The sequence below is a fragment of the Streptomyces viridosporus genome, from assembly GCF_002078235.1.
Lineage (GTDB): Bacteria > Actinomycetota > Actinomycetes > Streptomycetales > Streptomycetaceae > Streptomyces > Streptomyces viridosporus.
In genome coordinates, this window is record NZ_MSGP01000609.1 from 1 (window position 1) to 10,921 (window position 10,921).

Consider the following 10,921-nt stretch of genomic DNA (forward strand, 5'->3'; position numbering starts at 1 on the left):
GGGATCGTGCCGCGGTCCCGTCTCGGCTAACGCGGCATGACCGGCGCTTGAGGCACGAGGAACGGCCGCCGGGGGTCCTCCGGCGGCATCCTGCGGGTCGCGAGTGCCGGATCGGGACCCGGCAGGTACGGGGCGAGGGCCACGTACACCTCCGCCGCGCTGCCGGGGCGGTCCTCGGAACGCTTGGCCAGCAGCGCGTGCAGCAGGTCCTGGAGCGCGGCCGGGGCGTCGACCCCGCGGTCGGCCAGCCGGGGCGGGGACGCGGTGAGGTGCCGGGTCACCAGCTCGGTGGGGCCCTCGCTGTGGAAGGGAGGACGGCCGGTGAGCATGCGGTACAGCAGGCACCCCACCGCGTACAGGTCACTGCGGCCGTCCAATGGCTCCTCACCCGACAGGAGTTCGGGCGACGCGTAGGCGACGTTGCCGAGCGTCTCGCCGGTCATGGTGAGCCGCGGGTCGGTGTCCGAGAGGACCTTCACCAGACCGAAGTCGAGGATCTTCACCAGACCGCTGGTGCGGACCATGACGTTCTGCGGCTTGAGGTCGCGGTGCACGAGGCCGGCCGCGTGCGCGGCGGACAGCCCCGAGCACAGCTGCGCGGCCACGGAGACCGCGGCGGGCACGGGCAGGCGCCCGTCGTCGGCGCAGTCGACGACGTTGTCGAGGGTCGTCCCGTCGACGAGTTGCATCACCAGGCAGCAGACGTCCTCGGTGACGGCCGCGTCGTACACGGTGGTGACGTTGGGGTGGTCCAGACGGGCGGCGGTCTTGGCCTCCCTCTCGAAGCGCGCCAGGGCGGTGCGGCGCCAATCCGGCAGGGCGAGCAGATGCGCGGCGACGGTCTTGACCGCGACGGGACGCTCCAGGTAGACGTCCGTCCCCTGCCAGACGTGCCCCATCGCCCCTCTGCCCAGAATCCGGTCCAGCCGGTACCTGCCGCGCAGTACCTTGCCCGCGGCGAACTGCTCCACGTTCACTTCCCTCAATGAGTCCCAGCGGTCTGTCGGCGCACGGACTGCCCGGCCGGAGAACCGCCGTCGTCAGCCCGCGCGGAGGAAGTCAACCAGCCTCGGGCGCAGTCCGAAAAATCGAGGCCCGCGGAATCCCGCACGGACCCCACGAACGTGACGCCGAGCGGCCCGGACCCGGGACGGCCTGCACGTCTCGTGGAGCGGGCAGCCGAGCCCGTTCCTGGTGGAGGCCGACTGCGGGGCGGGGCGGCCGACGCAGTCCATTCACCGCCTCTGAATCGAGCACATGCGAGCAAATGAAATTGATTTGACGACGCTTTCACTTACATGGGATGGTGTAGCCGCTTCAGCTCGTGAAGGGCGGCGCGGCGAAGGACGTCGTGGCGCGAAGGGGTGGACGGGCGGTAGCGGGGGGACGCGGCCTCAGCCGCCCGCAGCCTTGCCGGGATGCCGGCGACCGGACTCCTTCTCCTGCCCGCAGCGGTGCGGGACGCCCCCGGTGGGGGCGCTCGCGGAAGGGGTGTGTGATGGCCGACGAGAAGACTCCTGATGAGGGAGCGGTCGAGAAGGCCGGGCGGTGGGTCGCCGATCTCGCGGAGAAGGTCATGGTGAACGGCGTGGGGCCGGTCACGGGGTCGGCGGCCTGGGCCGAGGACCGTCTTTCGCGTCGGCAGGGTGACGATTACCGTGCACCGGATGACGAGGAGCGCCGTTCTCCCGAGGACATGAAGGACGACATCGACGCGGTCGTCGCCCGCCTCATCAAGGAGTCCGTGGCTGCGGCCGGGACCCAGGGGTTCGTCACCGGGCTCGGGGGGCTGCTCACCGCAGGCGTGACGATCCCCGCGAACGTGGCCGCGTCCCTCGCCATCAACATGCGGATGGCCGGCGCCATCGCGCACCTTCGAGGATGGGACATCCGCGATCCGCACGTGCGGACCGTCGCGATGATGCTCGCGATCGGGATGAGCGCACAGAATGTCCTGGCGTCCTTCGGCGTGAAGGTCGGCCAGAAGTTCGGTGAGCAGATGATCAAGAAGATCCCGATCACGGTGATCCGGGCGATCAACAAGAAGGCCGGAACCCACCTAGTCGCGAAGTATGGAACCAAGCGCGCCGCGATCACGCTCGCCAAGGGGGTCCCGATCCTGGGAGGCATTGTCGGAGGCGCTGTGGACGCGGGAGCGACCGCGGTCATCGGACGGGCCACGGACAAGGCCTTGCGCGATGGCACCCTGCAGGCCGAGGAACCGGAGTAACGAACCAGGTTGTACGGGCGGGGTGTGTCCAGCGAGTGGTGCAACTCGCTGGACACACCCCCTCCGAGGCATCGTGCGTCGCCCTCGGTCGTACGAAAACAATCGATGGCCCCGACCGAAACGGTCGGAGCCATCGATTCAGCGATGTGTCCGAGGGGGGACTTGAACCCCCACGCCCGATAAAGGGCACTAGCACCTCAAGCTAGCGCGTCTGCCATTCCGCCACCCGGACCAGGTGTCTGCCGCTGTGCCGGGGTGTTCCCCGCGGCGACGTGGACAACCATACCAAGGTTTCGCAGTGCCTTTCACCTGCGTTTCCGTCGTCGGACGGCGGCCCGTCGCCCGGGGTTCCGCGACGCCGGGGACACCACCATGAGCGACCGGGAGGCCACTCATGGTGTGCGCGCGGCGGCCGTCCGGTCCCTCACGGCATGAGCTGGTACTCCGGGAAGTTGCCCGGCAGACGTTCCCCCGCCGGTCCCCGCGTCACCGCGCGGACCAGCAGCTCGCCGCCGACGAACGCGCCGCGCCAGGACGCCCCGAGGCCGCCGAACAGCTCGTCGCGGTCGCCGCGGGAGCGGGGGACGCCGTGGCCGACCTTGAAGGCGCGGATCTGCGGGGCCAGCCGGTCGAAGGTCGCCCGGTCGTCCGTGCACAGGGTGGCCACCAGCGCGCCGTTGGAGGCGTTCATGGCGGCCAGCAGTTCCGCCTCCGTGTCGACCAGGACGACGGTGTCGACCGGGCCGAACGGCTCCGCGTGGTGCAGCGGGGAGGAGCGGGGCGGGTTCAGCAGCGTGACCGGCTGGACGTAGGCGGAGGTGTCCTGGCCGGGCAGGAAGCGGGCCTCGGACGGGGTGCCCCGGTACAGGGGGACGGCGCCGCGGTCGACGGCCTCGGCGACCTGGTCGTGCAGTTCCTTCGCCTTGGCGGCGTTGATCACCGGGCCGAAGTCCAGCCGCGGGTGGGGATCGGTGGGCTGCTCGACGGCGAGCGGGTGACCGACCCTGAGCGTGCGGACCGCGGGCAGGTACGCCGCCAGGAACGCGTCGAACAGCTGTCGCTGGACGACGAAGCGCGGATAGGCCGTGCAGCGCTGCTTGCCGTAGTCGAAGAGCTTGGGGACGACCGCCGCGAGCGCATCCCAGTCGGAGTGGTTCCAGACGCCCCAGGTGTTGAGTCCTTCCTGTTCGAGGATGTGCCGCTTGCCGAGATCGGCGACGGCCGTGGCCACCGCCGCTCCGGTGTCGCGGCCGCCGACGAAGGAGACGCAGCCGACCTCGGGCGCCCGCACCAGCGCCTCGGACAGCTCGCCCCCGCTGCCGCTGACGAGGGTGACGGGGATCCCCTCGCGGGCGGCGAGCGCCGAGGCCAGGGTCAGACAGGCGACGCCGCCGTCGGTCGGGGTCTTGGCGATGACCGCGTTGCCCGCGAGTGCCTGGACCAGCACGGCGTGGACGAGCACGCTCATCGGGTAGTTCCAGCTCGCGATGTTGGACACCGGGCCGTCGAGCGGGGCCCGGTCGGCGAGCATCGCGTCGATGCCGTCGACGTACCAGCGCACGCCGTCGATGGCCCGGTCGACGTCCGCCCGGGCGAGCCGCCAGGGCTTGCCGATCTCCCAGACGAGCAGGAGGGAGAGCAGGTCGCGGTGTTCGGCGAGGGCGTCGAGGGTGGCGGCGACGCGGGCCCGGCGCTCCGGCAGCGGGATGTGGCGCCAGGCGCGGTGCTGGTCGAGTGCGGCGCGCACGGCCTGCCGGGCGGTGGCCCGGTCCAGGCGGGGCGGGCCCGCGACGGGGGTGCCGTCGACGGGGCTGACGGCGGGCAGGACCCGGCCGTCCGCCTGCCAGGCGGCGTTCCAGAGGTTGAGGAGGCGGTCGTCCCGGAAGGCCTCGGGGGCGACGGCGCGGCAGCGCTGCCAGGCGTCGGTCCAGGAGGTGCCGGATTTGAGGGTGAGGGTGGGTGGCATGCGGTTCGCTCCGCTCTCGGTGCACGGTCGAGAGAAAGTCGAGAGAAAGCCGAGAGAAAGGGGACTCGGCGAAAGGGCTCAGACGTCGGCGTTCAGGGCTGCGAGCACCTGCCGGGCCGTCTCCGTGGGCGTACGGCCCACCCTGACTCCGGCCGCTTCCAGCGCTTCCTTCTTCGCCTGCGCCGTACCGGACGATCCGGAGACGATCGCGCCCGCGTGGCCCATGGTGCGGCCCTCGGGCGCGGTGAAGCCGGCGATGTAGCCGACGACCGGCTTGGTGACGTGGTCGCGGATGTACGCCGCGGCGCGTTCCTCGGCGTCACCGCCGATCTCGCCGATGAGGACGATCAGGTCGGTGTCGGGGTCGTCCTGGAAGGCGGCGAGGCAGTCGATGTGGGTGGTGCCGACGACGGGGTCACCGCCGATGCCGACGCAGGTCGAGAAGCCGGTGTCCCGCAGTTCGTACATGAGCTGGTAGGTGAGCGTGCCGGACTTGGAGACCAGTCCGATGCGGCCCGGCTCGGCGATGTCGGCCGGGATGATGCCTGCGTTGGACTGTCCGGGGGTGATCAGGCCGGGGCAGTTGGGGCCGATGACGCGGGTGCCCTTGTGCCGGGCGTGGGCGAGGAAGGCGACGGAGTCGTGGACGGGGATGCCCTCGGTGATGACGACCGCGAGGCCGATGCCGGCGTCGGCGGCCTCGACGACGGCCGCCTTGGCGAAGGCGGGCGGCACGAAGACGACCGTGACGTCGGCTCCCGTCGCGTCCATGCCCTCGGCGACCGAGCCGAAGACCGGTACCTCGGTACCGTCGAAGTCGACGCTCCGGCCTGCCTTGCGCGGATTGACGCCGCCGACGATGTTCGTGCCGGCCGCGATCATGCGCCGGGTGTGCTTCATGCCCTCGCCGCCGGTCATGCCCTGGACGAGGACCCTGCTCTCCTTGGTGAGGTGGATCGCCATGTCGTCCTGTCTCCTCAGGTGGTGGCGAGTCGGGCGACCCGGCTCGCGGCGCCGTCCATCGTGGTGGCCTGTTCGACCAGCGGGTGTGCGCGGGCGTCGAGGATGGCGCGGCCCCGGGCCGCGTTGTTGCCGTCGAGGCGTACGACGAGCGGCTTGGTCGGCCGGACGGTGTCCAGGGCGCGGACGATGCCGTCGGCCACCGCGTCGCAGGCGGTGATGCCGCCGAAGACGTTGACGAAGACGGATTTCACGGCCGGGTCGGAGAGGATGACGGACAGTCCGTCCGACATGACCTGCGCCGACGCCCCGCCGCCGATGTCGAGGAAGTTGGCGGGACGGGCTCCGCAGCCGGCGACGACGTCGAGGGTCGACATGACCAGGCCGGCGCCGTTGCCGATGATGCCGACCTCGCCGTCCAGTTTGACGTAGTTGAGGCCCTTCGCCGCCGCGGCTTCCTCCAGCGGGTCGTCGTGGGCCGCGCCCTCCGCGCCCCACCGGGTCTGCCGGAAACGGGCGTTGTCGTCGAGGGTGACCTTGCCGTCGAGGGCCATGATGCGTCCGTCCCCGGTGCGGACGAGCGGGTTGACCTCGACGAGCAGGGCGTCCGCGCGGGTGAGGACCTCCCACAGCCGGACGAGGACGTCGACGGTCCGCGGCGGCAGGCCGGCCGCCTCGGCGATGCGGGCCGCCGTGGCCGAGGTGACCCCCTCGGCGGGGTCGACGGGGATGCGCGCGACGGCCTCGGGGCGGGTCGCGGCGACCTCCTCGATCTCCGTGCCGCCCTGGGCGGAGGCGATCGCGAGGAAGCGGCCGGCCGCGCGGTCGAGGACGTAGGAGACGTAGAACTCCTCGGCGATGTCGACGGGTTGCGCCAGCATCACCGTGCCGACCGTGTGGCCCTTGATGTCCGTGCCGAGGATCTGACGGGCCGTGAGTTCGGCGGCGGCCGGGTCGGCGGCGAGCTTGACCCCGCCCGCCTTGCCACGGCCGCCGGTCTTGACCTGTGCCTTGACGACGACGCGGCCGCCGAGCCGGCGGGCGATCTCCCGGGCCCGTTTGGGCGAGTCGGTGACCTCGGCCCGCGGCACCACGATGCCGTGCTCCTCGAAGAGTTGCCTTGCCTGGTGTTCGTACAGGTCCATCTCGGCTCCTGTCTGCGACGTCGCGGGAGGCCGGAAGAAGGGCCGGAGCCCGGCGACCGAAAAGTGCCGCGCACCCCCTGGACACCCTCCGGTGGATGCGGGATAACAAGCTTCATACAGTATTCGTCGACTGTATGCAATGTACCGCGAGAGCGTTCCCCGCCCCCCATGAAGGGACAAGGAATTCGCCATGCCCGACGACACCCAGGACGTCATCTCCGGCGGACACCTCGTCGCCAAGGCCCTCAAGGCCGAAGGCGTCGACCGCATCTACACGCTGTGCGGCGGCCACATCATCGACATCTACGACGGCTGCGTCGACGAGGGCATCGAGGTCGTCGACGTACGGCACGAGCAGGTCGCCGCCCACGCCGCCGACGGCTACGCCCGCGTCACCGGCAAACCCGGCTGCGCGGTCGTCACCGCCGGCCCGGGGACGACCGACGCCGTCACCGGTGTCGCCAACGCCTTCCGCGCGGAGTCCCCGATGCTGCTGATCGGCGGTCAGGGAGCGCTGACCCAGCACAAGATGGGGTCCCTGCAGGACCTGCCGCACGTCGACATGATGAGCCCCATCACCAAGTTCGCGGCGACCGTGCCGGACACGGCGCGCGCGGCGGACATGGTGTCGATGGCGTTCCGCGAGTGCTACCACGGCGCGCCCGGGCCCTCCTTCCTGGAGATCCCGCGCGACGTGCTGGACGCCAAGGTGCCGGTGTCCTCGGCCCGCGTGCCGCGGCAGGGCGCCTACCGTGCCTCGACCCGCTCGGCCGGCGACCCCGAGGCGATCGAGCGGCTCGCCGATCTGCTGGTGCACGCCGAGAAGCCGGCCGTCCTGCTCGGCAGCCAGGTGTGGACGACCCGGGGCACCGAGGCCGCCGTCGAACTCGTGCGCACCCTCAACGTCCCCGCGTACATGAACGGCGCGGGGCGCGGCACGCTCCCGCCCGGCGATCCGCACCACTTCCAGCTCTCCCGCCGCTACGCCTTCTCCCACGCCGACGTCATCGTGATCGTCGGGACACCCTTCGACTTCCGCATGGGCTACGGCAAGCGGCTGTCCCCGCACGCGACCGTCGTGCAGATCGACCTGGACTACCGCACCGTCGGCAAGAACCGCGACATCGACCTCGGCATCGTCGGCGACGCGGGGCTGGTGCTGAAGTCGGTGACCGAGGCGGCCTCCGGGCGGGTGAACGGGGGTGCCTCCAAGCGCAAGGAGTGGCTGGACGAACTGCGGGCGGCGGAGCAGACGGCCCTGGAGAAGCGGCTGCCGCAGCTCCGGTCGGACGCCTCCCCCATCCACCCGTACCGCCTGGTCAGCGAGATCAACGACTTCCTCACCGAGGACTCGATCTACATCGGCGACGGCGGCGACATCGTCACCTTCTCCGGGCAGGTCGTGCAGCCCAAGTCACCCGGCCACTGGATGGACCCGGGACCGCTCGGCACCCTCGGCGTCGGCGTCCCCTTCGTGCTCGCCGCCAAGCAGGCGCGGCCCGACAAGGAGGTCGTCGCCCTCTTCGGCGACGGCGCCTTCTCCCTCACCGGCTGGGACTTCGAGACCCTCGTCCGCTACGACCTCCCGTTCGTCGGCATCGTCGGCAACAACTCCTCGATGAACCAGATCCGCTACGGCCAGGCCGCCAAGTACGGCAAGGAGCGCGAGCGGGTCGGCAACACCCTCGGCGACGTGCGCTACGACGAGTTCGCGCGGATGCTGGGCGGTCACGGCGAGGAGGTCCGCGACCCCGCCGACATCGGCCCCGCCCTGCGCCGGGCCCGCGAGTCGGGCAAGCCCTCGCTGATCAACGTCTGGGTGGACCCCGACGCGTACGCCCCCGGAACCATGAACCAGACCATGTACAAGTGAGGTGCCCGCGATGACCGGAACGTCCACCAAGGCCCTCGAAGGCATCCGCGTCCTGGACATGACCCACGTCCAGTCCGGGCCCTCCGCGACCCAGCTGCTCGCCTGGCTCGGCGCGGACGTCGTCAAGCTGGAGGCCCCGACCGGCGACATCACGCGCACGCAGCTGCGCGACCTGCCGGACGTCGACTCCCTCTACTTCACGATGCTCAACTGCAACAAGCGGAGCATCACCCTCAACACCAAGACCGAACGCGGCAGGGACATCCTCACCGAGCTGATCCGGCGCTCCGACGTCATGGTCGAGAACTTCGGGCCGGGCGCGGTCGACCGGATGGGGTTCACCTGGGACCGCATCAAGGGGATCAATCCACGGATCGTCTACGCCTCCATCAAGGGGTTCGGTGACGGCCCGTACACCAATTTCAAGGCGTACGAGGTGGTCGCGCAGGCCATGGGCGGGTCGATGTCGACCACCGGGTTCGAGGACGGGCCGCCGCTGGCGACGGGGGCCCAGATCGGGGACTCGGGCACGGGCGTGCACGCCGTGGCGGGCATCCTCGCCGCCCTGTTCCAGCGGGAGCGCACCGGGCGCGGGCAGCGGGTGAACGTGGCCATGCAGCACGCGGTGCTCAACCTCTGCCGGGTGAAGCTGCGCGACCAGCAGCGCCTGGCGCACGGTCCCCTCGCCGAATACCCCAACGAGGACTTCGGCGACGAGGTTCCCCGCTCCGGGAACGCCTCGGGCGGGGGCCAGCCCGGCTGGGCCGTCAGGTGCGCCCCGGGCGGCCCGAACGACTACGTGTACGTCATCGTGCAGCCCGTCGGCTGGAAGCCGATCAGCGAGCTCATCGGCCGGCCCGAGCTGGCCGACGACCCCGAGTGGGCGACGCCGGAGGCCCGGCTGCCGAAGCTGAACAAGATGTTCCAGCTGATCGAGGAGTGGTCCTCGACGCTGCCCAAGTGGGAGGTGCTGGAGCGGCTGAACGCCCGCAACATCCCCTGCGGGCCGATCCTGTCCACCAAGGAGATCATCGAGGACCGCTCGCTGGCCGCCAACGGGATGGTGGTCACCGTCCCGCATCCCGAGCGCGGCGAGTTCGTCACCGTCGGCAGCCCGCTGAAGCTCTCCGACTCCCCCGTCGACGTGGTGGCCTCCCCGCTGCTCGGCGAGCACAACGAAGAGGTCTACGTCGGCGAGCTCGGCCTCGGGGACGAGGAGCTGCGCCTGCTCAAGTCGAACGGGGTGATCTGAGGTGATGGCCGAGGACCGGGCACCGAAGGTGCGCGCGCTGCTGGACGCGGTGCGCGCCGAGGGGCGGACCGCGCTGACCGCTCCCGAGGGCAAGGTGATCGCCGACGCGTACGGGATCGCCGTGCCCGGCGAGGAGCTGGCGACGGACGTCGAGGAGGCCGTGGCGTACGCGGCGCGGTTCGGCGGGCCCGTGGTGATGAAGATCGTGTCGCCGGACATCCTGCACAAGACCGACGCCGGCGGTGTGGTCGTGGGCGTGGAGGGCGCGGCGGAGGTGCGGGCGGCGTTCTGCCGGATCGTGGAGAACGCGCGGGCGTACGACGCGGACGCGCGCGTCGAGGGCGTGCAGGTGCAGGAGCTGCTGCCGAAGGGGCAGGAGGTCATCGTCGGGGCGGTCACGGATCCGACGTTCGGGAAGGTGGTGGCGTTCGGGCTCGGCGGGGTGCTCGTCGAGGTGCTGAAGGACGTCACGTTCCGGCTCGCGCCCGTGGACGCCGACGAGGCCGTGTCGATGCTGGACTCGATCCGGGCGGCGGAGGTCCTGCGCGGCGTGCGCGGGCAGGAGGGCGTGGACCGGTGGGCGGTCGCCGAGCAGATCCGCCGGGTGTCCGAACTCGTGACGGACTTCCCGGAGATCGCCGAGGTGGACCTCAACCCGGTGATCGCGACGGCGGGCGGTGCGGTCGCCGCCGACATCCGCGTGATCCTCTCCACCGAGCGGCCCAAGGAGCGCCGCCGCTACTCGCGCGAGGAGATCCTCGCCTCCATGCGCCGGTTGATGCAGCCCCGTTCCATCGCCGTGATCGGGGCCTCCGGCGAGCAGGGCAAGATCGGCAACTCGGTGATGCGCAACCTCGTCGACGGCGGTTTCGCCGGGGAGATCCATCCGGTGAACCCCCGGGCCGATGACATCGTGGGCCGCAAGGCGTACAAGAGTGTCACCGACGTTCCCGGCGAGGTGGATGTGGCGGTCTTCGCGATTCCCGCCCGGTTCGTGGCCTCCGCGCTGCGGGAGGTGGGGCGCAAGGGGATCCCCAACGCGGTGCTGATCCCCTCCGGGTTCGCGGAGACCGGCGAGCACGGGCTCCAGGAGGAGATCGTCGAGATCGCCGAGGAGTACGGCATCCGGCTGCTGGGCCCGAACATCTACGGCTACTACTCGACGTGGCAGGACCTGTGCGCCACGTTCTGCACGCCGTACGACGTCAAGGGCGGGGTCGCGCTGACCAGCCAGTCGGGTGGCATCGGCATGGCCGTCCTGGGCTTCGCGCGCGCCACGAGGACGGGTGTGTCGGCGATCGTCGGACTCGGCAACAAGTCGGACCTGGACGAGGACGACCTGCTGACCTGGTTCGGGGAGGACCCGCGCACCGAGTGCATCGCGATGCACCTGGAGGACCTCAAGGACGGGCGCGCCTTCGTCGAGGCCGCGCGGGCGACCGTGCCGAAGAAGCCGGTCGTGGTGCTGAAGGCGGGGCGTACGGCGGCGGGGGCG

Annotated in this window: 8 protein-coding genes and 1 tRNA gene; 4 read left to right on the forward strand and 5 right to left on the reverse strand. The window is 71.1% G+C overall.

What is annotated here, in order from left to right; genetic code table 11:
• Positions 1 to 26: 26 nt before the first annotated feature.
• Positions 27 to 971, reverse strand: a complete 945-nt coding sequence (locus B7L92_RS34170) for a serine/threonine-protein kinase (protein WP_081241123.1) — start codon at positions 969 to 971, stop codon at positions 27 to 29.
• Between the two features lie 527 nt (positions 972 to 1,498).
• Between B7L92_RS34170 and B7L92_RS34175 the strand changes: the two genes are divergently transcribed.
• Positions 1,499 to 2,230 carry an EcsC family protein gene (locus B7L92_RS34175; protein ID WP_081241124.1) on the forward strand — a complete coding sequence of 244 codons (732 nt, stop codon included), beginning with the start codon at positions 1,499 to 1,501 and terminating at the stop codon, positions 2,228 to 2,230.
• Positions 2,231 to 2,377: 147 nt separating this feature from the next.
• On the opposite strand, the gene B7L92_RS34180 is transcribed toward B7L92_RS34175, so the two are convergent.
• The 4 genes from B7L92_RS34180 to sucC all read right to left on the reverse strand — a co-directional run bounded on the left by B7L92_RS34180 (position 2,378) and on the right by sucC (position 6,301).
• Positions 2,378 to 2,462 (reverse strand) — tRNA-Leu (locus B7L92_RS34180).
• Between the two features lie 192 nt (positions 2,463 to 2,654).
• The gene (locus B7L92_RS34185) at positions 2,655 to 4,196 is read right to left on the reverse strand and encodes an aldehyde dehydrogenase family protein (protein ID WP_081241125.1); all 1,542 of its coding nucleotides are present in this window, start codon (positions 4,194 to 4,196) and stop codon (positions 2,655 to 2,657) included.
• 78 nt (positions 4,197 to 4,274) lie between these two features.
• Positions 4,275 to 5,159 (reverse strand): succinate--CoA ligase subunit alpha, encoded by an 885-nt coding sequence (gene sucD, locus B7L92_RS34190; RefSeq protein ID WP_081241126.1) that lies wholly within the window; start codon positions 5,157 to 5,159, stop codon positions 4,275 to 4,277.
• 14 nt (positions 5,160 to 5,173) lie between these two features.
• The gene (gene sucC / locus B7L92_RS34195; RefSeq protein WP_081241127.1) at positions 5,174 to 6,301 is read right to left on the reverse strand and encodes an ADP-forming succinate--CoA ligase subunit beta; all 1,128 of its coding nucleotides are present in this window, start codon (positions 6,299 to 6,301) and stop codon (positions 5,174 to 5,176) included.
• 190 nt (positions 6,302 to 6,491) lie between these two features.
• Here sucC and B7L92_RS34200 point away from each other — a divergent pair, with 190 nt between their 5' ends.
• The 3 genes from B7L92_RS34200 to B7L92_RS34210 all read left to right on the forward strand — a co-directional run.
• The gene (locus tag B7L92_RS34200; RefSeq protein WP_081241128.1) at positions 6,492 to 8,174 is read left to right on the forward strand and encodes a thiamine pyrophosphate-binding protein; all 1,683 of its coding nucleotides are present in this window, start codon (positions 6,492 to 6,494) and stop codon (positions 8,172 to 8,174) included.
• A 10-nt stretch (positions 8,175 to 8,184) separates the two neighbouring features.
• On the forward strand, positions 8,185 to 9,426 hold the full coding sequence (gene frc / locus B7L92_RS34205) for a formyl-CoA transferase (RefSeq protein WP_081241129.1): 1,242 nt from the start codon (positions 8,185 to 8,187) through the stop codon (positions 9,424 to 9,426).
• Positions 9,427 to 9,430: 4 nt separating this feature from the next.
• Positions 9,431 to 10,921: acetate--CoA ligase family protein (locus tag B7L92_RS34210; RefSeq protein WP_081241130.1), on the forward strand; the 1,491-nt coding region annotated here is incomplete at its 3' end.

What these genes read in the sequence shown, in the direction of transcription:
- B7L92_RS34175 (WP_081241124.1), top strand. Translation starts at nt 1,499, where the DNA reads ATGGCCGACGAGAAGACTCCTGATGAGGGAGCGGTCGAGAAGGCCGGG.
- B7L92_RS34185 (WP_081241125.1), bottom strand. Translation starts at nt 4,196, where the DNA reads ATGCCACCCACCCTCACCCTCAAATCCGGCACCTCCTGGACCGACGCC.
- sucD (WP_081241126.1), bottom strand. Translation starts at nt 5,159, where the DNA reads ATGGCGATCCACCTCACCAAGGAGAGCAGGGTCCTCGTCCAGGGCATG.
- sucC (WP_081241127.1), bottom strand. Translation starts at nt 6,301, where the DNA reads ATGGACCTGTACGAACACCAGGCAAGGCAACTCTTCGAGGAGCACGGC.
- B7L92_RS34200 (WP_081241128.1), top strand. Translation starts at nt 6,492, where the DNA reads ATGCCCGACGACACCCAGGACGTCATCTCCGGCGGACACCTCGTCGCC.
- frc (WP_081241129.1), top strand. Translation starts at nt 8,185, where the DNA reads ATGACCGGAACGTCCACCAAGGCCCTCGAAGGCATCCGCGTCCTGGAC.